Origin of the sequence: Bacillus sp. FSL K6-3200 (assembly GCF_038630485.1) — a bacterium.
Classification (GTDB): Bacteria; Bacillota; Bacilli; order Bacillales; family Bacillaceae; genus Bacillus; species Bacillus safensis.
The window spans coordinates 745164-768056 of the sequence record NZ_CP152032.1 but is presented as its reverse complement, the minus strand read 5'-3'; the positions used below and the strand labels follow the sequence as shown (position 1 = coordinate 768056).

At 41.7% G+C, this 22893-nt stretch carries 22 protein-coding genes; 13 read left to right on the top strand and 9 right to left on the bottom strand.

All coding sequences use genetic code 11. The features are described 5' to 3' along the window. The first annotated feature begins 125 nt into the window (after positions 1-125). Both MHI60_RS03980 and MHI60_RS03975 read left to right on the top strand, forming a co-directional pair. Complete coding sequence (locus MHI60_RS03980) at positions 126-1715, top strand: alpha-glucoside-specific PTS transporter subunit IIBC (protein ID WP_095407915.1); 1590 nt, start codon at positions 126-128, stop codon at positions 1713-1715. A gap of 17 nt (positions 1716-1732) precedes the next feature. Continuing rightward, a complete protein-coding gene (locus MHI60_RS03975) occupies positions 1733-3058 on the top strand; it encodes a 6-phospho-alpha-glucosidase (RefSeq protein ID WP_144485793.1) in 1326 nt (441 codons plus the stop codon). Positions 3059-3148: 90 nt separating this feature from the next. Here the strand turns inward: MHI60_RS03975 and MHI60_RS03970 are convergent, their stop codons facing one another. Next, the gene (locus MHI60_RS03970) at positions 3149-3520 is read right to left on the bottom strand and encodes a hypothetical protein (protein ID WP_046314086.1); all 372 of its coding nucleotides are present in this window, start codon (positions 3518-3520) and stop codon (positions 3149-3151) included. A gap of 172 nt (positions 3521-3692) precedes the next feature. Between MHI60_RS03970 and MHI60_RS03965 the strand changes: the two genes are divergently transcribed. Then, on the top strand, positions 3693-4130 hold the full coding sequence (locus MHI60_RS03965) for an Rrf2 family transcriptional regulator (protein WP_034623077.1): 438 nt from the start codon (positions 3693-3695) through the stop codon (positions 4128-4130). Positions 4131-4194: 64 nt separating this feature from the next. Continuing rightward, positions 4195-5106 (top strand): NAD(P)/FAD-dependent oxidoreductase, encoded by a 912-nt coding sequence (locus MHI60_RS03960; RefSeq protein ID WP_144485791.1) that lies wholly within the window; start codon positions 4195-4197, stop codon positions 5104-5106. 10 nt (positions 5107-5116) lie between these two features. On the opposite strand, the gene MHI60_RS03955 is transcribed toward MHI60_RS03960, so the two are convergent. Further along, positions 5117-5323, bottom strand: a complete 207-nt coding sequence (locus MHI60_RS03955) for a hypothetical protein (RefSeq protein ID WP_144485790.1) — start codon at positions 5321-5323, stop codon at positions 5117-5119. 113 nt (positions 5324-5436) lie between these two features. On the opposite strand from MHI60_RS03955, the gene MHI60_RS03950 reads away from it, so the two are divergent. After that, a complete protein-coding gene (locus MHI60_RS03950) occupies positions 5437-6084 on the top strand; it encodes a DUF3885 domain-containing protein (RefSeq protein ID WP_144485788.1) in 648 nt (215 codons plus the stop codon). Positions 6085-6117: 33 nt separating this feature from the next. On the opposite strand, the gene MHI60_RS03945 is transcribed toward MHI60_RS03950, so the two are convergent. Then, on the bottom strand, positions 6118-7446 hold the full coding sequence (locus MHI60_RS03945; protein ID WP_144485786.1) for a 6-phospho-beta-glucosidase: 1329 nt from the start codon (positions 7444-7446) through the stop codon (positions 6118-6120). Positions 7447-7643: 197 nt separating this feature from the next. On the opposite strand from MHI60_RS03945, the gene MHI60_RS03940 reads away from it, so the two are divergent. Beyond that, positions 7644-8375, top strand: coding sequence for a MurR/RpiR family transcriptional regulator (locus MHI60_RS03940; RefSeq protein WP_041116121.1), 732 nt, complete (start codon positions 7644-7646; stop codon positions 8373-8375). Positions 8376-8392: 17 nt separating this feature from the next. On the opposite strand, the gene MHI60_RS03935 is transcribed toward MHI60_RS03940, so the two are convergent. Continuing rightward, positions 8393-9592, bottom strand: coding sequence for an MFS transporter (locus tag MHI60_RS03935; RefSeq protein ID WP_144485784.1), 1200 nt, complete (start codon positions 9590-9592; stop codon positions 8393-8395). Positions 9593-9737: 145 nt separating this feature from the next. Here MHI60_RS03935 and MHI60_RS03930 point away from each other — a divergent pair, with 145 nt between their 5' ends. Continuing rightward, the gene (locus tag MHI60_RS03930; RefSeq protein ID WP_024426664.1) at positions 9738-10217 is read left to right on the top strand and encodes a YbaK/EbsC family protein; all 480 of its coding nucleotides are present in this window, start codon (positions 9738-9740) and stop codon (positions 10215-10217) included. A gap of 34 nt (positions 10218-10251) precedes the next feature. Here the strand turns inward: MHI60_RS03930 and MHI60_RS03925 are convergent, their stop codons facing one another. Beyond that, positions 10252-11160: a LysR family transcriptional regulator gene (locus tag MHI60_RS03925; RefSeq protein WP_111291760.1), complete on the bottom strand. Its 909-nt coding sequence runs from the start codon at positions 11158-11160 to the stop codon at positions 10252-10254. Positions 11161-11263: 103 nt separating this feature from the next. Here MHI60_RS03925 and MHI60_RS03920 point away from each other — a divergent pair, with 103 nt between their 5' ends. Beyond that, the gene (locus MHI60_RS03920; RefSeq protein ID WP_342502671.1) at positions 11264-12466 is read left to right on the top strand and encodes an MFS transporter; all 1203 of its coding nucleotides are present in this window, start codon (positions 11264-11266) and stop codon (positions 12464-12466) included. Between the two features lie 58 nt (positions 12467-12524). Here MHI60_RS03920 and MHI60_RS03915 read toward each other — a convergent pair whose 3' ends face one another. Both MHI60_RS03915 and MHI60_RS03910 read right to left on the bottom strand, forming a co-directional pair. Further along, positions 12525-13604, bottom strand: coding sequence for a DUF3900 domain-containing protein (locus MHI60_RS03915; RefSeq protein WP_024426661.1), 1080 nt, complete (start codon positions 13602-13604; stop codon positions 12525-12527). Positions 13605-13804: 200 nt separating this feature from the next. Beyond that, positions 13805-13954, bottom strand: coding sequence for a DUF1540 domain-containing protein (locus tag MHI60_RS03910; RefSeq protein WP_072367870.1), 150 nt, complete (start codon positions 13952-13954; stop codon positions 13805-13807). Positions 13955-14308: 354 nt separating this feature from the next. Here MHI60_RS03910 and rfbF point away from each other — a divergent pair, with 354 nt between their 5' ends. Genes rfbF through MHI60_RS03885 form a run of 5 tightly spaced genes read left to right on the top strand, consistent with a single transcriptional unit; the run spans position 14309 to position 19090 of the window. Further along, the gene (gene rfbF / locus MHI60_RS03905) at positions 14309-15073 is read left to right on the top strand and encodes a glucose-1-phosphate cytidylyltransferase (RefSeq protein ID WP_144485780.1); all 765 of its coding nucleotides are present in this window, start codon (positions 14309-14311) and stop codon (positions 15071-15073) included. 4 nt (positions 15074-15077) lie between these two features. Next, positions 15078-16049, top strand: a complete 972-nt coding sequence (locus MHI60_RS03900; protein WP_025092661.1) for a GDP-mannose 4,6-dehydratase — start codon at positions 15078-15080, stop codon at positions 16047-16049. Between the two features lie 12 nt (positions 16050-16061). Next, positions 16062-16973, top strand: coding sequence for a putative nucleotide-diphospho-sugar transferase (locus MHI60_RS03895; protein ID WP_144485778.1), 912 nt, complete (start codon positions 16062-16064; stop codon positions 16971-16973). Beyond that, positions 16970-18160, top strand: a complete 1191-nt coding sequence (locus MHI60_RS03890; RefSeq protein ID WP_111291765.1) for a glycosyltransferase family 2 protein — start codon at positions 16970-16972, stop codon at positions 18158-18160. The genes MHI60_RS03895 and MHI60_RS03890 overlap by 4 nt, the downstream gene beginning before the upstream one ends. Further along, the gene (locus MHI60_RS03885; protein ID WP_144485776.1) at positions 18161-19090 is read left to right on the top strand and encodes a putative nucleotide-diphospho-sugar transferase; all 930 of its coding nucleotides are present in this window, start codon (positions 18161-18163) and stop codon (positions 19088-19090) included. A 233-nt stretch (positions 19091-19323) separates the two neighbouring features. Here MHI60_RS03885 and MHI60_RS03880 read toward each other — a convergent pair whose 3' ends face one another. Both MHI60_RS03880 and MHI60_RS03875 read right to left on the bottom strand, forming a co-directional pair. Next, positions 19324-20562, bottom strand: coding sequence for an MFS transporter (locus MHI60_RS03880; protein ID WP_111291767.1), 1239 nt, complete (start codon positions 20560-20562; stop codon positions 19324-19326). A 147-nt stretch (positions 20563-20709) separates the two neighbouring features. Further along, positions 20710-22749, bottom strand: a complete 2040-nt coding sequence (locus tag MHI60_RS03875; protein ID WP_095407928.1) for a penicillin-binding transpeptidase domain-containing protein — start codon at positions 22747-22749, stop codon at positions 20710-20712. Positions 22750-22893 lie beyond the last annotated feature (144 nt).

The window sequence follows — 22893 nt, the reverse complement described above, 5'->3', positions numbered from 1 at the left end:
ATATTTTCTTCCTGTGAAAATATAATCTAATGTTACAACTTGATTTCTAAATACGTCAAACCTATTGGTTTTTGTAAGCGCTACCTTTACAGTGATGTTATGGATCAAGCAAAGGGGTTATGCTTATGAATGCAATCAAGCGATTTGGCAGTGCTATGGTAGTTCCTGTACTTTTATTCGCGTTTTTTGGTATTGTTGTCGGCCTCGCGACTTTATGTAAGAATCCAGCGATTATGGGGGAAATGGCTGCAGAAGGTACGATGTGGTACAAGGTTTGGTCACTGATTGAAAGCGGGGGATGGACGATTTTCAATCATATGGAACTAGCTTTTGTGATTGGATTGCCCATCTCACTTGCGAAAAAAGCGCAAGCACGTGCGACACTCGCAGCTTTAATGATTTATCTCGTATTTAACAATTATATTCATGCTATTTTGACACTTTGGCCGTCTACTTTTGGTGTTGATTTATCGCAAGGTGTCGAGAACGTAGCGGGTGTAAAAGAAATTGCAGGTATACCTACACTGGATACAAGTATCATTGGTGCGGTGATGATATCTGGAATTGTCATTTGGATCCATAATCGTTTTTATGATCAAAAGCTGCCTGAGATGCTTGGGATTTTCCAGGGGCTTGTATTTGTTGTCATCATCGGATTCTTTGTGATGATTCCTATTGCTTTTATCGTGGCTTTTGTATGGCCCTATGTTCAGCAGGGGATTCAATCCCTCCAAGGGTTCATGGCACAGTCTGGTTATATTGGTGTCTGGCTGTTTCATTTCTTGGAAAGGGTGTTAATTCCAACAGGACTTCACCATTTTATTTATACACCTTTTGAGTTTGGTCCAGCGGCTGTAAATGGGGGATTAAAACCATATTGGATTGCTCACTTAAATGAATTTGCGTCCTCCACTTCCGATTTGAAGGATCTTTATCCATACGGATTTTTATTGCATGGGAATATTAAGATGTTCGGCTGTTTAGGGATAGCTTTAGCCATGTATTTTTCAACACCGAAAGAAAATAGAAAAAAGGTTTTGGCATTGGTATTACCCGCCACATTAACAGCCATATTTGCCGGAATTACAGAACCGCTTGAATTTACATTTCTATTTCTCGCGCCTTATTTATTTGTGATACATGCACTTCTTGGAGCGACCATGGTGACAATCATGAATATGTTTGGTGTTGTGGGCATGATGGGTTCCGGGCTTATTGAAATAGCTGCATTGAACTGGATTCCGCTCTCTTCAAATCATGGAGGGATTTATCTAATCCAAGCGGTGATTGGACTTCTCTTTACAGCATTGTATTTTGTCATATTTAGATGGATGATTGTGAAATTTGATATTCCATTACCAGGACGAAAACATGAGGAGGAGACGAGGCTATATACAAAACAAGATTATGAGAATGCTCATAAAAAAGCTCATGACCAAAAGGAAGCGCCCGTTTATGCGTCTGAGTATGAAGAGAAAGCCGTTTATTTCTTAGAAGGCCTCGGCGGTAAAGAAAACATTAAAGATGTGACAAACTGTGCCACGCGTCTGCGAATTACAGTGATTGACCCTAGCTTGGTGAAAGATAGAGAATACTTTACAAAAAATAAACTGGCACACGGAATGGCGAAGAGTGGTCAAAGCATTCAGATCATTGTTGGCTTAAGTGTACCGCAAGTGAGAGAGTCCTTTGAGACAAAACTTTCATTAGATTGAAAAAGGAGCTGGATATCATGAAAAAATTTAATATTACGATCGCTGGAGGAGGAAGTACATTTACACCAGGGATCATTTTGATGCTGTTAGACTATTTAGAGGAGTTCCCAATTCATACAATTAAACTCTATGATAATGATGAAGCTAGACAAAAGACGATTGCAGATGCATGTGAGATTATGTTAAAAGAACGAGCACCAGAAGTGCGATTACTGGCAAGCACGGACCCAGAAGAAGCCTTTACTCAAGTCGATTTTGTGATGGCACATATCCGTGTCGGCAAATATGCAATGCGTGAATTAGATGAGAAAATTCCATTGAAGCATGGAGTCGTCGGACAGGAAACATGCGGTCCAGGCGGGATCGCTTACGGAATGCGGTCCATTCCAGGTGTATTAGAACTTGTCGATTATATGGAAAAATACTCACCTGAAGCTTGGATGTTAAACTATTCTAACCCTGCAGCGATAGTAGCAGAGGCAACACGTAAGCTAAGACCGAATTCTAGGATTTTAAACATATGTGATATGCCAATTGGCATCGAAGAATTAATTGCAAAAAATTTAGGCTTATCTTCACGGAAAGAACTAGAAGTAGATTACTATGGTTTGAATCATTTTGGCTGGTGGACAGATATTCGAGATAAAGCTGGAAATAGCTTAATGCCTGAGGTGATTAAGCATGTAAGCGAGCATGGTTATGCAACAGATGGAACATCTGAATTAGAACAGCAGAAGAGCTGGAACAGCACATTAAAAAAGGCTAAAGATATTCAAGCACTTGATCCAAAAACGGTACCGAATACGTATTTGAAATACTATCTATTTCCAGATGAAGAAGTGGCACATTCAAACATAGCGTTCACGCGTGCCAATGAAGTGATGGAGGGGCGGGAAGCTTTTGTTTTTAGTGAATGTCAGGCTATCATTGATAAAGGAACTGCAAAGGATACAAAGCTGACCATTGATGAGCACGCTTCCTATATCGTTGATTTAGCAAGAGCTATTGCTTTTAATAAAAAGGAACGGATGCTGATGATTGTAGAGAACAATGGCGCCATTAGGAACTTTGATCCAACAGCCATGGTCGAAATTCCTTGTATCGTTGGCAGTAATGGTCCAGAAAAATTAGTAGTTGGAGAGATTCCAAGATTCCAAAAAAGTCTCATGGAGCAGCAAGTTGGCGTAGAAAAACTAGTAGTAGAAGCATTTGAAGAAGGGTCCTATCAAAAATTATGGCAGGCCATCACATTATCGAAAACGGTGCCGAGTGCTAAAGTAGCAAAAGATATTTTAGACGACTTAATTGTGGCAAATCAAGCATTTTGGCCAGAGTTAACATAACACAAGAATAAGCAATATGGGCGTCACAGCGCTCATATTGCTTATTTGTTTTTTTAACCGATGTATTGTGATGGAGAGGAAAAGGCCCCCTTACTCTGCACTCTCCTCAACCTCACGGCTATCCTCTGTTTCACCAATATAAATAGGGCCGTTTGCGTGGTCGATTCGGATTGGCCATTCGTATGGAATTTGAAGACGTCTAGCAATGGCTCTCCAGAATTTTGTGGAATCCAATTCGAATTCTTGGAAGTCTTTTAATAAGTCTTTGTAAGACGAGCCATCAAATTGAATGAACATATCTTGAAGGCGCATGAACGCGACATGTCTCACTTCAAGTGCTGCTGCGGCTTCCATTTCTTCTTCTGTTGCTTCTCCGATGATTGTACCTGCGGGCGGAAGCATGTCGTATACGTTAAATTCCTCTTCTTCTTCGTGTGCTGCATTGTGCTGTTGATCTGACATTTTTCTTCACTCCTTCTCGTTCTCAATCAAAACTTTATTCTGTGCTTACTTCTATTATCGGAAGGAAATGTGAAAAGTGGAGCAGATCCACAACACTTGCTTTTTTCTCTTGAATCATCTATGATCAATTGTAGATATAAAAGGTCTATAATAGATAGAAAGGAATTTTCTCATGAAATATTCTAAAGCGACCAACTATGCGCTGCATACGATGGTGTTTTTAACTCTTGCGCCAAAGGGTAAAGCGATTGGGGTTGAGCCTCTTGCTAAGATGCAAGACCTTTCACCAACCTATTTATCCAAAATTTTAACAAAGCTTGTGAAGGCGGGATTGATTGAGTCAACACCTGGTGCAAAGGGAGGTTATACCCTTATCAAACGAAAGGAAGACATTTCGTTTTTAGATGTCATTCAAGCTGTAGAAGGACAAACGAATTTATTTCGCTGCTCTTTAGAGCATGACTCCTTCATGCCTCATGATGGCTGTTTGATTGAACAAGTCATGCAGGATGTGGAAACGAAAATGCAGGAGACGTTAAGTCAAAAACGGTTAATTGATATTGCGAACCAAATTGAGCAGACAGAAAAAAATCCATTTTTCAATATGTGATTTTTTTGAACTAATTATAGATATTAAGAGTCTATAAAATCTTGAATAAAAAGGAGAGATTGATATGTTATTAGATTGTGCCATTATCGGAGGCGGACCAGCCGGATTAAGTGCAGCACTTGTTGTAGGGAGAGGCAGAAAGCAGGTCATTGTATTTGATGATGAGCTGCCAAGAAATCGAGTGACGCAGGAATCACATGGATTTATTACAAACGATGGAATGACACCGTTTGAAATCAGACAAGCCGGAGAGGCAGACCTTCAAAAATACCCTAGTATTAAAATCAAACGAAGTCGAATTGTTGATATACAAAAGAAAGAGGAAAGCTTTACGTTACTGACACACGAGGGGGATACATTCGAAGCGAAAAAAATCATTTTGGCAACAGGACTTCAGGATATTCTGCCAGAGATCGAAGGAATTCATGATGTGTACGGAAAAACGTTGTTTAGCTGTCCTTTCTGTGATGGATGGGAATTAAAAGACAAAGCACTTGCCCTTATTGCAGAGAATCAGCGAGCCTTGCATATGGCTAAGCTTCTTTCCAATTGGACAAAGGATTTGATCGTGTTTACAAATGGGCACGTGTTGGCTGAAGAGGACAAGGCACTTCTGACGGCACATTCTATTCAAGTCATTGATGTGCCAATTGTGTCGATTGATCATGACAATGGGCAGCTGCGTGCTCTCCAGCTTGCGAATGGGGAGATAGTCAGAAGGGAAGGTGGTTTTGTCGCAAGTGAATTCAAGCAGTCAGCCCCATTTGCCGAAAAGCTTGGCTGTCAAATGGCGAAGAATGCGGGGATTGAAACAGATATTCTTGGACGTACAACCGTTAGTGGAGTCTTTGCGTGTGGGGATAATTTAGGCGGCCCTGCTCAGTTAGTTCTTGCAGCAGCAGCTGGAAGCCAGGCAGGAATGGGCGTCATTCATGAATTTGTGCAAGAAGAGTTTCAAGAAAAAACATCTCTTTGAAAAGAGATGTTCAGCGGAGAGCGGTTTTTCGTTTTGTTAAGACGTGAGCTGTCCATTCAAAAATTGCGTAGATAACAAAGAAGATCAGGAGCCAGCTGCTGGCATCGACCCAAACATTGGTGATCTGAATGATGTTCGCCTGATCAAGTCCAGCCTGTATCCACATGGTGATCAGTGCTGTAAGGAACACTTGTAAAAACCATTTTGATTTTTTCAATAGGTCACACCTCCATCTCTTTCTATCATATAAGAAATGACAGTTTATTTCCAATTGTTTTCCTGTATGTTTCAAAGGTAAAATAAGAAATAAAATCAATGGAAGGACATGAGATGAACGATCAAACGAATAGATTTTTAAAAAGTCATTTTCCTGACCTTCTCCTCACGCCGCCTCTTTTTTATGGGTGGCCTATTGGGCTACGGTTTGAAGTGGCAGATTGGTCATTAGGAAAAGAATCGATTGTATTAGAAAAAGCGGGAGATCGTGCTTTAGAGATTGTGAAATATGCTTTTGATCCAGAAGACGCGATGCTGCTTGTAACGGATGTGTATACAGAACATGAACATGAATTAACGAAGCGTAAGCTCTTGGTTTACCAGAAATATGTAAATCGAAAAATGCGTTACCGATTGCGTCATGAGCTCTTGACCTATGTACACCCAGAAATAGAAGAGATCATGAAGTTAGAGCGGTTTACTATCAACTGCCGTCTGCGAGATATTCGGTTGCGCCCTTTGCTTCATGCGATATGCCAAGAAGGTTTTTTTACACCAAATCAGATTTTGAAGGGAAAACTGGGGTATGAAATTTACCTAATGAATCTCTCGAAAAAAATGATTTTTCACTTATATGATGATCGAGGCTGTGATCTTATTGCGGCAGATACTGAGCGTCTTCGGCCAGTCTATGAAGGCTTACAGCACTGGCTATTAGACTATGACCGCCCTCAGATGGATCAGTTGTTTACAGAGAAATAAGAAAACCGCACTTTCGACAAGTGCGGCTTCTTTTTATGCTTCTACTTTATTGAAGAACTGTGGCAAATATTCTTTGTGTGCTTCTAGCATTTCATCTAGGATGCTTTTTGCAATGGCATCTGATGGAACAAGCGGGTTGATGGTCATTGCGACAAGTGCTGTGTTGTAATCGCCTGTCACGGCAGCTTCAGCAGCTACACGTTCAAAGGATTTAATTTGAGAAATGAGTCCTTTGACAGCGACCGGCATTTCACCAACAGCGATTGGTTTAGGACCGTCTTTTGTGATAACGCAGTTGAGTTCAACCGCAGAATCATTTGGAATGTCACTAATTGCCCCATTATTAATGGTGTTTACAGGCTGAATGTCATGCTTGTCGTTATAAATGGATGCAATCAAGTTACAAGCCGCATCACTGTAGTAGGCACCGCCTCGTTTTTCAAGCTGTGGCGGCTTGATGTCGAGATCAGGGTCTTTGTAAAGCTCGAACAAATCATTTTCTAATGCGCGAACGACTTCAGCACGTGTTCCTTCATTTGCTGCTGCTTTCTTTTCCTCAGCCAGCATATCACTTGTTTTGTAGTAGTAACGGTGATACGGACAAGGAATGACGCCAAGCCCTTTTAAGAAATCAGCATCCCACGGAATCGCCTGAATGTTGTTCATCGACATGCTAGAGTTTGGATCAGCCATGTCTTCGATGACTTGATCCATGATGCTTTTGCCATCTAAGAATACATTGAGTCCAAAGACCATATGGTTTAATCCAGCAAAGCTGACTTCGACTCTGCTTGCGTCGACATCAAGCCCTTTGGCGATTCCCATGCGAATGCCGATAGGCACGTTGCATAAACCAACGACTTTGCGATGGTTTGAATAACGAAGAACGGCTTCAGTGACCATACCAGCTGGATTTGTGAAATTCACAAGCCATGCATTCGGGCAAAGCTCTTCAATATCTTTGACAATATCAAGAATGACAGGAATGGTGCGAAGTCCTTTGAATAGCCCTCCTGGACCATTCGTTTCTTGACCAATGACATCATATTTTAAAGGAATGCGTTCATCCTTCATACGTGCTTCAAGAAGTCCGACACGGAATTGTGTTGTGACAAAATCAGCATCTACAAGTGCTTTCCTGCGATCTAATGTTAAATGAACCTCGATTGGAAGACCTGCTTTTTTGACCATGCGTTTTGCAAGATTTCCGACGATCTCAAGCTTTTCTTTTCCCGCTTCAATATCAACGAGCCAAAGTTCGCTAATCGGAAATTCATCGTACCGTTTAATGAATCCTTCTACAAGCTCTGGTGTATAGCTTGATCCTCCGCCAATTGTGACAACCTTTAATCCTTTTGGCATGTTCTGCACCTCCGAATAATGTAACGCGCAATGTTATAATAGAGAAAAGTCTTTTTTATTTTGTACATCTATAGCTTATCGTGAGAGCATCTTGTGCGTAAATGACTTCAGCGTCTTTAGGCAAGGGTGCCCTATTTAGAGATTTGTTACATAAAAGAAACACATTGTGACATGTTGTTGGAGAAAGGGGAAGTCAGATGTTTTCAAGTGAGGTCATTTCCAGCTTTAATGAACTAGAAAGCGCTTTATACCGATATATCATGGAAAACAGTGAAAAGGTCGTGTACATGAGAATTCGAGACCTTGCAGATGCTGCGCATATTTCCACTTCGTCTGTCCTTCGCTTTTGCCGAAAAGTAAACTGTGATGGCTTTTCAGAGTTTAAAGTGAAGCTCAAAATGTATTTAGAATCAGAGCAGACACCTTCTTTAAAAAGTACACAGCACTTTCTATATGAATTTATTGAACGAACCTTGAAGGGAGACTTTGAGGGGAAAATTAAGGAGGCCGCGAAGCTTATTGCTGAGGCAAAAAATGTGCTGTTTATCGGAACTGGCAGTTCTGGCATTTTGGCGCAGTATGGTGCGAGGTACTTTTCAAGTCTTGAGAAATTTTCATTTTACATCAATGATCCGTTTTTCCCGATGAATATGCAGTATTTAGACAACAGTGTCACCATTGTGCTGTCTGTATCAGGAGAGAACAGTATTACAATTGATCATATTTCGAAGTTAAAAAGAGAAGGCAGCAAGATCATTAGTATTACGAATAACCAGCACTGCACGATTTCGCGCATTTCAGATTTAAATATTGCCTACTACGTCACAGATGAGCGGGTCCACAGAGCCAATATCACCACACAGACGCCAGTTGTGTATATTTTAGAAGCCATGGCCCGTGACATGTTTGCGATGTTAAAAGAAAAGTAAAAGAGCCGCTGCATACATCAGCTGCTCTCTTTTTTCTGCTTCATAAAAGCAAGGATGGCAATGCCGGAACAGACGAGCACAAACAGACCGCCCAGCAAATACACAGACCTCGCCCCGTATGCATCTGCAATCAATCCAACAAAGAAAATAGATAAACCGACAGATACAGAAGAAAGGACGTAGTGAGCCGAATACACCTTTGATAAATCACGTACTGGCGTTGCCGTTTGAAGAATGGTTTGCTGCGAAACATCTCGGATTTGGTAGGCAGGCCCCATCAAAATACAAAGCACCAAAGCAAGCCACGGCAGGCTGTTCAGTGAATAGACAATGGTCAGCACTGCATAAATGAATGAACCAGCTGCCATAAAGAGGAGAAGCTGTTTTTGAATAAACTGACTCATCCATGCAGCTAAGAGCCCGCCTATGATGGCACCTGTATAATAAGCGGCATTGATAAATCCCCACCATTCCTCACCTTGATTTAAATCATGTGTGACAAAGGCAAGTGTAATTGCCCCGATCCACACAGCACCCGCAATATTTTCACAAACATCCATAAAGGTCAGGGTGCGCACCGTTTTATTTCTCCAAATGATCGTCCAGCCATCTTTGAAGCTGTTCATCTTATTTGCTTTTCGAACCGTCTCTTCTTGCTTGAGAAGAGGAAAAACAGGGATGAAAAATAGATAAGACAATACAATCATGACACAAGTAATCCACATTAAATAAAATGGACCGATCAACAGGACGAGCATTCCAGTGAACGAATAGCCGGCGATTTGAACCATTTGATGATAAATGGAGGCTGTACTGTTTGCTTTCACAAGCTGATTTGCTGGTACAAGCATCGGCATGATGGCCTGCATTAAAGGACTGATGAACCCGCCTGTGAGGGAAATCAAAATAAGCGCACTAAACAGCCAGACCATATGCTGCTGAAAGAAGTGAAATTGGGCTGTAAACACGATGAGCATTCCAAGACGTAAAAGCGGGACCCATTTCAATAGGTGGCCAGCTTGAAAGTAATCGGTTAAAACAGGAGAGAAGAGCCCAGCCAATAGCTGGCATATCGTTCTGATCAGCGGAAATACAGCCGCATAGGCAACAGATTGTGTATCTTGATAAATGACAAACGTAATCGTCATGACAAATAGAATATCACTCAGCATGAGAAGGCTTTTACTGCTTGTATAACACCAAAACTTGTTTCCCATATCAAACCGGCTCCTTTTCAAAAACAAGTTCAGTATAGCATGGTGATGGTGTGTCCATAGGTTTTTCATTGAAAAATACATCTTAAGGATGAGAAGATTGTGATAAGCTAAATGAAGGACATTGTAAGGAAAGGGGTTCAATCGATTGAAAAAATTACCGGCACATGACTTTTTGGACAAACATGGCATCCCATATGAGGTCAAAACATTTTCTGCCGAAACAGAAAAGGGAGCAGCAAATGTAGCGGCAGCCCTTGGTTTTCGTGAAAGACAAATGATTAAAACATTGATTTTTGAAACAGGAGAAGGGGAGCAGCTGCTTGTGATGGTTGGTGCTGACCAGCATATTAAGTCAGGGAAACTAAAGAAAGCGGCTGGCTCCCGTAATATTAAAATGGCTTCACCGGAGAAGGTTCTTGAAGTGACGGGCTATCGAATTGGTTCGATTCCGCCGTTTTGCTGGCAGCCAGAAGGATTCCGCACGATCATTGAAGCTTCGTTATTAGAGGAAGAGATATTAGGAGTTGGAGCAGGTGAATGGGGAAATGAAATCCTCATCACACCAGAACAATTAGTGAAAGCCTCAAAAGCTGTACCGTTTGACATCGTGCAGCCAGCCGAATAGAAAAAAAGTGCCTGTTTCAGAAGCAGGCACTTTTTTAATTGGCAGCAGGCGTAGTAAATGGTCCGATACCTTTCATTTGCAGGAAGGCATCCACGGTTCTATTTTCTTCAAGATCATTCGCCCGTTTGCATACAACAACAGGTCTGACGATCTCAATGCCTTCAATGTACACGCGCCCAATTTCTTGCCGCTTGAGACTGCCTCGAACCGCATCATGGGGAACAAGTGTGATGCCATAGCCAGCTTTGATCATTTGAATCGCTTCATGAACACCGCTGAATTGTAAATCAACGGTCGGTTTTTTGATCCCTTTCGAGGTAAATAATGAAAAGAGCTTATCTCTTGTGGAACTGCCTTCTTCACGCATCAAAAAAGGCTCCTGGCTCAGGCGCTCTAACGGGACGGTTTTTCCGTTCAACGGATGGTCTGCCGGCACAATAAAATCATAGCTTAAATTCGTTAAATGAGAGGTGAGAACCTCCTCATGGTGCAAATCCTCGATCACAGCGATGGCCACATCTGATTCATATTGAAGCAGGCTCTCTAAAACTTGAGCGGAGTTTCCGCTTTTTAATTCAATTTCTGTCTGTGGTGAAGAAGTTTTAAAGGCAGCAAGCCAATCTGGCAGTAAAAAGTTAAGTGGTACATAGGTAGAAGCGATGCGGAGCCGCCCCTTTTTTCCGTTTTGTAAAAGTGTGATCTGATATTCTACTTCTTTTTCAGCCTCGAACACTTGCCGGGCATAAGGATATAGAATTTTCCCCATTTCCGTAAGTGTAATGCCTCTTCCATTTCGTTTAAAAAGACGGAAACCGATCTCACTTTCAATGCTTCTAAGTTGAGCCGTCACAGCTGGCTGTGTCAAAGATAGCGCGTCTGCTGTTTGTGTAACGCTTTTTGTCTCTGCGACCTTTGCAAAAATTCGAAGGGCATGTAAATTCAACTTTGCACCACCTATCAATTATTTTGATGGTTTAATCAAAAACATTCATTAGATTTATTATAAGGCATCCCTTATTGTAAAGATAGCGAAGGGGGAAGGGAAAATGGATCATCGTCAAAAGCAAGTGGTGTCAATATCGCTTATCACAGCATTTGCACTGATTGGGGATTCAATTCTTTATATTGTTCTTCCGATCTATTGGAAAGAGGTTGGTTTATCATCTATTTGGGAGGTCGGGCTGCTGCTGTCCATCAACCGATTCATTCGCATCCCGCTAACACCTGTTGTTTGGTGGCTCTATCGGTTTGTCCCAATGAAGACCGGTGTATTGATCGCTATTTTGATTGCATCAGTGACCACAGTGCTTTATGGTGTGAGCGGTTTTTGGCTGCTGCTGATCTGCCGCTGCGCTTGGGGGCTGGCATGGACGTTATTGCGTATGAGTGGAATGAGATTACTTGCTGAGATGGAGGAAGGCTCACAAGGGCATTATACGGGTATTTATAATGGGCTTTACCGGCTTGGCAGTTTATTTGGCATGTTATTTGGTGGAATATTCGCCAGCCTGATCGGTTTCCAATCCATGACGCTTGTCTTTGGTTTACTCACATTACTAGGAATCAATTTTTATGTCTCTTTGGATGAGATTGAAAAGGGAGAAGAGGGGCAGGTGTATCAAGTCATCAAACAGAGGTGGCTTGCACGAGATGTTGTAAAAGTATTAATGACAGGTATGCTGATCGCACTTGTGATACAAGGCTTATTCGCATCAACCCTCAGCCATGTCATTGAAGCAAGGATCGGTCATGGAGAATTTGCTCTGTTCGGCTTTGTCATCGGAGCTTCGGCATTAAGCGGAATCATTCAAGCGCTCAGATGGGGATGGGAACCATTTGTCGCACCGAAAACAGGCAGATGGTTTGATCGTCTTGTGATGAAGGAACGAACGCTTTGCTGGATGTTTCTTTCATTTGGAGGTCTCAGTCTTCTTGCGGTCATGCTGAAAGTAAGCGGCTGGTTTCTTGTGATGCTGCTTTTGATCCAGCTGATGTCAACAATCTTAACGACATTAACGGATACGCTTGCTTTTCAAAAAGCGTCTGCTCAAACAGATAAAAACCGCTTCCTCGCAAGCTATTCCTTTGTTCAAGATATGGGAGCGGCTTTAGGACCCTTGTGCGGGTATACGATGATTCAATTTTTTGGATCAGGCAGCGTCTTTTGGCTGATGCTCATCATAAGCTTATTTCTTGTCAGCATGTGGGCAAGAGGCAGGGAGCTGCATGTTTCTTCTGATCCAGCGTAATAAATCAAGCATTATACAAAAAAACTGCCTCATGCGCTGAATGCAAGAGGCAGTTTTTTTATTCTAGATCTGAATCATAGGCTTTTTGCGTCAGCTGGCTGACCACCTCTTTTAACCCATTTGGTTTATGAAACTCAACAGGTGTGCTTCCTTTTTCGAAGACGATTTGGTCTGCTTCAACGAGCACGACATATCGATTGTTGAGCTTTGCAATATGGATCGAGTGGCCAAAGTCTGCTAGAAGACCTTTGATTTCCGTTTCGCCTAGACGCATTTTCATTGTGATATCAGGGGTTTGTTCAACAATATGGGAGGCCGCTTGTGTGACCTGCTCTGTATCGAGTGTTTCTCTAATTTCTCGCTTTTCACTCGCTTCCCATATTTCAAGATCCTCTTCAAATTGCTTTAATTCTTCACTTTCATCCTGTAATGTTTCAAAAACCTGTTCCTGTACCATATTCATAACCTGTGATTTCATGATTTCAGGCATGGATTCACCGTATTCGACGAATTTCAAAAAGTCTTCAAAATAACGAGCGTGTGAAGATTGGTGAATTTTTACTTCAGCTTCTTCAGTCATGCCCTCTTCTGGCATAAACGGGTATTGAATCGATTTCATGTTTTTTGTCGTAATAGCCATTTCGACTTTTCTAATCAAGGTAGATGTATCAGCGATAGAAGCCACTTTCTGTTCGAAATCGCATTTCATAATAAAGACAAAGGAATCATCGAAATACTTTTTAGGAACGGCAGAAGCAACTAAAAAAACGCCGCCTCTGACAGCACTTGTATCTAAATATGTGCGAACAAACTGTTCACTGCATTCATTAAACAATTCTTTTGTATCTGCAAATCTCGTTTGATGAAATAGATTGTAGTTTGGGTTTGAATCGAGCTCATGACCGGGTTCTACAATAAATCGGCCAATTTTGGTCGGTACTTGTTCAGATTTAGGGTGTCTGTCCACTTTACGTTTGACGATTTTTTTCAGCTCACCGTCTAAAAAGTCCTTCAGCTCACTTTGTTCAAATTCCTCTTGATCTAGTGTTTGATAATGTTTAAACCGTTTATTTGCTTGTTCATCTTTGCCTTCAATTTCCACGACAAAGAATGATAGAAAACGTATCGTAAAATCCATTGATTGGTCACCACTTTTTCTTCTTCGGATATGTTGAGTATAGAAAAAGGAGTGAAAATCGTCAACGAATGGAGAAATATCGTGTCATTATTTCCCGAGAAATGTTTATTGAAAAACACTTGATAATAATTATCATTCTTGATAGAATGATAAAAGAAAAGAAGGAACCTGCCAGTTCCTTCATCTCAGAGAAAAATAGATTATTTTGTTTCAAATGTTTCGCAATCAGTTTCAGTATTGCGAGTCACTTCAGTCATCGTGTTTTTACCAATTTTAATGGTAGAAGCGGTACAGCTGTTTTCAGCCCAAAAACGGCAAGAGTTCACTTCACAAAGAACGTTTTGTGCCATGGGAATTCACCTCCGTGATTCATATTGAGAATGAAGCAAGCTGCCACTTGAATTCATTCAATCTAGTAGTCTCTTTGTAGAAAGAGGCTGTTTGTGCTGATTATGCACATGTTTATCATACCATCTACCCTGAAAATATACAATTTAAACTTTGGAAGAGCGAGAATATGAATCTCGCTCTTTTTTTATTTGTAAAAATAGTTAAATGCTAGGTGGCACACTCTCTCATTTCGACATATGAATAGAGTAGATTCAAAACCTGATGTCGGACAAAGTATGAGGGTACATGTACTGATTTTCCGCATAAAGATAGGGTTTTAATCAAAAATCTTCATAGAGAGATGAGGGGAGAAGATGAAAGCAGTCATTCTCTGCGGAGGAAAGGGAACGAGAATGAGTGAGGTCACACAAGCGCTTCCTAAACCACTTGCTATGATCGGAGATCGGCCTATTCTATGGCATATTATGAAAATCTATCAGTATTACGGTGTAGACGAATTTATCCTATTGCTTGGATATAAAGGAGAGAAGATCAAAGAGTACTTTCTAAACTACGACTGGCAGCATCACAGCATGCAGCTCGATATGGCGACAGGAGAAATGAAGCTATTAGGGAAATCGGAAAACTGGAAAATCACCTTTTTAGATACAGGTGAAGATACGATGACAGGCGGACGTTTAAAGCGGGCACAGGAATACATTGGTGATGAGACCTTTATGATGACGTATGGTGATGGACTGGCCAATATCAATATGTTTCATTTGCTTAAACGTCATCAGGATTTTGGAGCAGCTGCGACTGTCACAGGAATTGAAAAGAAGTCCCAGTACGGGACACTGAAGGTGTATAACGGGATGGCACAATCCTTCTCTGAGAAGACAGACAGTATCGGGATGATCAATGGAGGATTTTTTGTGTTGTCTCCAAAGGTATTTGATTATTTGACAGACGATGATCAATGCGTGTTTGAAGCAGAGCCTCTTCAAAACTTAGCGAATGATGGAGAGCTTGCCGTTTATGAGCATCACGGATTTTGGACAGCAATTGATACGTATAAAAACCTGAAGGAAATCAACGACATGTGGACAGATGGAAAACAACCATGGAAGGTTTGGTGACAGCATGAGCGGATTTTGGAATGGAAAGAACGTATTTGTAACTGGATGTACAGGGCTGTTAGGAAGCTATCTCGTCAAGGAATTGATTGATCAAGGGGCAAACGTGACTGGGCTTGTGCGTGATCAAGTGCCTCGATCGAATTTATATCAAGGCAGTCAATTTGAAAAAATGAATGTGGTGCAAGGCGCATTAGAGGATATGCAGACGATTGAACGTGCGTTAGGAGAATATGAAATTGACACCGTCTTCCATTTGGCTGCCCAAGCCATTGTTGGGGTCGCGAATAGACATCCTGTTTCTACATTTGAAGCGAATATCTTAGGGACATGGAATGTGCTGGAGGCTTGCAGAAGACAGCCGCTCATCAAACGAGTGATCGTGGCATCAAGTGACAAAGCATACGGTGATCAAGAGCAGCTTCCATATGATGAAGACATGCCGTTAAACGGGAAACATCCGTATGATGTCTCAAAGAGCTGTGCAGATCTCATTTCTCATACGTACTACAACACATACGGTCTTCCAGTTTGTATTACACGCTGCGGTAATTTATATGGAGGCGGAGATTTGAATTTCAACAGAATCATTCCGCAAACGATTCAGCTTGTGTTAGAAGGAAAGGCGCCGGAAATTAGAAGTGATGGGACATTTATTCGTGATTACTTCTACATTGAAGATGCAGTGAAGGCTTATTTGCTTCTAGCTGAGAAGATGGAGGAAAAAGGGCTGGCGGGAGAAGCCTTTAACTTTAGTAACGAAATTCAGCTGACAGTGCTTGAACTTGTAGATAAGATTTTAAAGGCAATGGGAAGTGAGCTGAAGCCTCGTATTCTCAACCAAGGAACACATGAGATTAAGCATCAATATTTGTCGGCAGAGAAAGCGAGAAAGCTGCTTGATTGGAAGCCTGACTACTCCATTGATGAAGGTTTAGAGAAGACGATTGAATGGTACCGCGAATTCTTTCAAAAATAGAGGTGTAAAAAGATGAACAGCATATATTGTACGGTTCTTTCAAGTGGAAGACTTTATCAAGCCATTGCGTTTTTCTTATCGTTGAAGCAAGTAGAAGATGATGCTGTCATCAAGACGTTATGTATGGATGATGCTGCATTTGATTTGCTTCATCAAATGAATTTCCCGCATGTGGATCTTGTTCATGTACGGGAGCTCGAAACACCAGAGCTGCTGGAGAAAAAAGAGGAACGGGATGCATCGGAATATTGCTGGACCTTAAAGCCGATTTGGATTGAGTGGTTATTTGAACAGGAGCAGGCAGAGAGCGTGACCTATCTTGATGCCGATTTGTTCTTTTATGAGAGCCCTCAGGTTATTTTTCAACATCAGCCGAATGCTTCTGTTTTAATTTCGAGAGGGGATATTGTCATTCCAAGCTTTGATGCAGAGGAAGTGAAGATGCTTCAGAAGCTTTTAGGACGCTATAACTCAGGCTTTCTACATTTTAAAGGAGATGAAGCCGGACGAAAATGCCTCAGCTGGTGGAAAGAAGAATGTCTAAAAGAATGTAAAAATGCACCGGGAGAAGGCAAGTTTGGCGATCAAGGATATCTAGATCATATGCCGAGGCTGTTTGACAAAGTAGAAGATATTGAGACAAAAGGCGTGAATATTGGTCATTGGAACTATGGGCAGCATTCTTATCGGGAGGAGAATGGACGTATTCTTCTGGAGGATGGGCAGCCGCTTATTTGCTATCATTACAGCGGCTTTCGGATTGTGAGCAAGGATGAGATGCAGCAAATTCATGAAAAAGGACGAAATGACCTGCCGTTTTTCCAAGAAGCCTATCGGCAAGTGCTTCGCCATGTGATTGAATCTGTGGAGCAGGTCGATCCGCTGTTTAACGGCTATGCCAAACGGGAGGAGGATGACGCATGAATGAAAAGCCAAAGGTAAGCGTCATTATTCCAAGCTATAATGCCAAAGAGCGTTTAGAGGGGAGCCTTTTTTCTTTAACGCTTCAGGAAACAGATATTCCATTTGAGGTCATTGTTGCTGATAATGGCTCAACGGATGGCACGATGGAAATGCTTGAGAATATTGAGGTGAACTTCCCGTTTAAAAAGGTGCGTATTCCTGTCAATCAAGGAATTGCAAAGGGGCGTAATCATGCCATTCGCGAGGCGGAGGGAGATCTGCTCATTTTTCATGACAGTGATATGCTGGCAGAACCGAGGTTTATTCAAAAGCATGCAGAGGCCCATGCTGGCAGGGAGGATCTTGTCATTTGCGGTGTGTGCTGGAAGCGAATTTATCGCTATTTTTACACAGCTTTTGATAAGGATCATATGAAGCGGTTGAAAAAGCAAGGACTGTATAAACGGAAAATGGAGGACAAAACGCCTCTTTTATCATTGGAAGAAGTCGAAAATGGTGCATTTCTAGAGAAAAGCTTCGATTTGCAGTCTGAGTTTATTGATATCCTAAAAGACATCTTGGAAACGTACCACTATGATTTAGGTTCATATGAGCTGCCATGGCGATTTTTTATTACAAATAACTCCTCTGTTAAACGTAATCATGTCATGGCACTAGGGATGTTTGATGAAAATATTGTTCGTTACGGATTTGAGGATTATGATTTAGGGATTCGACTGAATCAGCTTGGTCTCTCCTTTGAATTGCGAGAGGATATCATGAGTGTGCATCAAGAGCATCCAAGTAATTTAACGTCGTTTGATGACATCAAATACAACATTTTGTATATGTGTGAGAAGTACAACAATATTGATTCCATTGATGTCCATTTAGCTTTCTCTGGTCCGTTTTCTCACACTGTGACAAATGATATTGTGAAAGAAGTTCGCCAGCTGCGTGAGAATCCAGCATTTGATGACCTGTTATCCTATTTTTTAGAGCTGCTTCATTTGATCACAGAGCGGAATGTAGGCATCAAACGGGATAAAAAAGATATGCTGACAGCCAAGCAAGTTCCTTTGAAAAAGCTGGCAGAAGCCGCGCAGCTTGCACGGCAGGAGTGTGGCTGCACGGTACTTGTAGAAGCCATTCAAGGGCTGACGAAAGAGCTGTTGCGCGTTGATTTGTTCCAAGTGGATGTGTTGTAAATGGTGTCTTATCACTTTACAACCATTGTGTCGAATACCCATGTCTTTAAGCTTTTGGCGCTGATTCATTCGCTTGAACAAAACGCTCATTCATTCAAGCTGTCCGTTTTATGTGCAGACCCTTTGGCTTATAAGGTGTTAAAGGAGTTCCCTCATCCGCATGTTCAATATGAACAGCTTGAAGACATTGAAGATGACACGCTGCGAAAGGCAAAAGAAGATCGTACGTTTCATGAGTATTGCTGGACGTTAAAACCTGCTTATCTGCTTAATATTCTTGAGTCCTCAGATGCGGATTATCTTGCCCATCTGGATACAGATTTGTATTTTTATCATGATCCAGAGGCGATTTTTGCAGAGAATCCAAGCGCTCATTTATTTTTAACGGATCATATGAATTCCAAGCGGTTCTATCGTTATTACGAGTTGTCTGGCCGTTTTAATACAGGGTTTGTAGGCTGTCGTAACACAGATGTTGCCAAACAGGCAGTCACGCAATGGAAAGAAAACTGTCTTGCCCATTGTACTGTAGAAATGGATACAGAAAAAAAGACGTACGGAGATCAGCGGTATGTGGAAAGATGGGTTGATGATTTTGAAGGGGTTCATATCGTTGCATCTAAAGGAGCCAATGCGGCGATTTGGAACATTGAAAACTACAAGCTTTCAGTTGTAAAAGGAGATATGTATCTCGATGAATGTCCACTCTTGTTCTATCATTTTTCTGCCTTTACGATCATTGACGAGAATACCTTTAACCTTAATTGGTATTACTATATGAAAGAACAGAAGCTTGTGGATCATTTGTATATTCCGTATGCCGACTTGGTTCATCAAAAGATTAAACAGGTGCAAAAGGTATTTCCAGAATTTAAGCAAGGATTTATTGCGAAGAAGCATGTTCCTGACACGCATTTTTATGAGAGATGAAAAACCGCTCATTTATTGAGCGGTTTCAGCGTGTAGACAAATCCTCGCATTCGGTGTCAGTCCTGTGCGCTGGTGCTCACGAATAACATATTCGCTCCGCAAAAGTAGCTGTACTTCCTAGACTGCAAAGGTTTTCTATCACGCTGAAAAGAAGACAAAGTGCTAAAATACACATCATTTTATCCCTTTGTCAACAATTGAAAAAACCGCTCATTCATTGAGCGGTTTTCTTTTTATGATTCATTCCATTTGGAGATGGTTTGGTCGCTAGGAAGCAAGAAGGCTAGGATGCCTAATATCGGTAAAAAGGCAACACCGATCATGGTAGGCGTTAAGCCAAAGGCATCAATGAATGAGCCGAGGGCAACCGATCCGATTGCACCCATACCAAACGCAAGCCCAACAGTTAAACCAGACATTGTGCCAATTTTCCCGGGAAATAGTTCTTGGGCATAAACCACGGTGACAGAGAAGCTGGATGTCAAAATGAGCCCAATCAGTCCGAGTAAAACATAAGCAAAAACGGGTCCGGCAAATGGCAGCAGCAGGGCAAGCGGGAAGGATGCCAATAAGGAAACTAAAATCACGTTTTTCTTGCCAAAGCGGTCTGCAAGCGGCCCGCCTAAAAATGTCCCAATTGCACCTAGAATGAGAAATAAGAAAATATAAGTCTGTGATTCTTTAATCGTCAAACCGTATTGTTCAATCGCATAAAACGCATAGAAATTCGAAATGGCATTTCCATACCAAGAGCGGGCGAAGATGAGAAAGACGATAATGCCAAGTGCAATGAGTGCTGATTTACGATGAATATCAGATCTAGCAGCTTTTGCAGGAGCTTTTTTCGCTTCGGCCCGAATGGTTTGAAGCCTTCCTGCGTACCATCTTGAAATATAAAGAAGGAAACCGACCGCCATCATTCCAACAATCGTAAACCAAGCCACGCCTGTCTGACCGAGCGGGACGAGCATTAATGCAGCGATAAGCGGAGCAAAGGCTTGACCTGTATTCCCGCCTACTTGATAGATGGACTGTGCAAGTCCTCGTCTTGGACCAGCTGCCATGTTGGCAACACGGGAGCCCTCTGGATGGAAGATCGCAGAGCCAAGTCCGATAAAGACAACGCAAAGCAGAATGGTGGCAAACGACGGAGCAAACGCGAGTCCGAATATACCGACAGCACTTGAAAATAAAGCAATCGGAAGTGCATAAGGCATCGGCCGTTTATCTGTGTACCACCCAATAGCAGGCTGCATCACGGAGGAGACCATATTTAATGTAAAGGCAATCAGCCCTAATTGTGTAAAGGTCAGCCCCATTGATCGTTCTAAAATAGGGAACATCGCAGGAATAACGGCTTGCAATGTGTCGTTCAGCATATGACAAATACCAATAATCAGTAAGATGGGATAAACCGTTGAGCCGGTAACAGAATGTTGAGGTTTATCCTTTGTACGAGCAGCAATGGCCAATGAGACTTCCTCCCTTCATTTATCTGTTTTCTGTTTTTTGCATTCTTCTCATTTTATTCATAAGGTGAACTATAAAACAATAGCAAATTGTCATGATTTAGAAAAAAAGAGACACAAGCGCTTGATGAAGCGTGTGTCTCTAAAGGGTTATTTATAAAAAGATGCGATCACAGGCTTCATTTTTTGAACGACGAGTCCACTGCCGCCTCGGTTTTTCACACCTTCGATCATGCCGACGAGGACGTAATCTTCTTTTTTAGGATTAAACGCAAGTAAAAATCCATTTTCAGTACCATCTGTTGCACCTTGTTTGCTCTTTAATTCTGCCGTTCCCGTTTTAGCGGCAATATCCGCTCCTTCGATTTGTAAGGAGTGGGCTGTTCCGTTTGGACTGGTCACGACCTTAGTCAATGCGTCTTTCACTGTGTTTGCCGAGCCTTCTTTGATGATTTGTTTTGGTGATGCTGTTTTTTCATCTTGAATCACTCGAGGGTAGACAAGCTTGCCTCCTGTAGCAAATGGAGAATAGGCATGTACTTGTTCAATCGGAGACATGAGTAATTCGCCTTGGCCATAAGCTGAGTCAGCCAGTAAGATATCCGATTGAATACCATCGTTTGATACTTGTGCAGGCTTCATTGTAAATGGCATGTGTAAGTCTTCGCCAAATCCAAATACTTTCACTTTTTTCTCGTAGGTGTCTTTGCCGATTTCGAGTGCTTCCTGTCCAAAATAAATATTGTCTGAGTACACAAGGGCATCGACCATATTTACTTTTTCTTTATCGTGAACCCGTGTGATGCGATAATTTCCCCAAGATTGATCCTTTTGCCATTTCAGTCCGTGAATGGTGCGCACTTTGTCAGGCTTTGTGACACCTGTTTCCAGCCCAATCGCTGCTGTAATGGTTTTGAATGTGGACCCTGGTGCATACCGGCTCGCATATCGAGCTTGGAATGGAAGGTCTGGGTTTTCACTGTATGCCTGATATTGCTTAGGTGTAATCCCGTTTGTCATGAGATTGACATCGTAGGAAGGGGTGCTGACAAGTGCTAATAGATCACCTGATGATGGATTCATGATCGTGACTGCCCCTTTTTCACCTTTTAGCTGATCATAGGCTTTTTTCTGTAAAGAAGCATCAATCGTCAGCTTCACTGTTTTTCCATCTTTTCGATCTGATTTTTGCAATGTTTCTTCAATGCCTGTTTCATCATGGACGATGAGAATGCTTCCGCCATCCTGACCGCGTAAGTTCTTGTCAAATGTGAATTCAAGGCCGGTTTTGCCGATGATTTGATCCGCCTTTAATGCTGGATTTCTTTTGATATCATCCGCATTTGCTTTTCCGACATATCCAGTGAGATGAGCGGCGGCTTCGTTATAAGGATAGTAGCGCATTTCCTTTGATTGATAGGTGACGCCATTTACGTCCTTTGGAATTGGCTCCTGTTTTAACATCGATTTGAGCGGGACAAACGTGTCGTCTGTGACCCATGCTTGTTTCAGCTGATTGTTGATGAGTTCTTCCTCTATATCAAAAGCTTTGCTGATTTTTTTGATATTGCGTTCTTTTTCTTCACCTGTTCCGAGCTTTCCTGGGATGACGCCAAGTGCGTTTCCACCAGTTGTTTCTGCCAGTGTACGTCCTTTTCGGTCGACAATGTTACCGCGGACAGCAGGGTCTGATTTGACCTTGATGGTATCTCCTTTCTCCATTTGCGGGAAGATGAGATTTGGTTTCCAGTCTACTTTCCACTTGTCATCTTCTTCGGAGAGAATGCCCTTGTAAGACAGCTTATGCAGCTTGCCAAGAGACGTTTTCATCGTTACATCATAGGAAAATTGATATCCATTTCCTTTGTCCTGTTTTTCAACGTTGAGCTTTGATATGTTCAGATCATAAGCACCAATGCCGTTGAAAATATTGTCGTATTTTTCGGCTAGTTGTTTTTTTGAAAAGTCATTGGCTTTCAAAGATGCACTTGTCACCTCATCTGCCAGCTTCGTAAAGTCTTTCTTCTCCATATGTTTCGTAAAGTTTTGTGCGGCTTTTAAAGCCTCTTTTTCTTTTGAGAAAAGAGTATCTTTTAAGAAAAAGAAAGCAGCAGCCACTACGATGATGCTAAGAAGAGGGATGATGACTTTTTTCTGTTTCCAAAATGATTTTTTTTGATCCGTATACAATGAAAACACCTCAATTTTTGATTAGATCCTCTATATTTTACAGTGATTGGTCATGATTTGTATAGTTTCTCCTATGAAAATAGACCAAGAGATCATGTCGTGGTTTGGGTAATGGGAGTAAAATAACAGATATTCATCATGAAA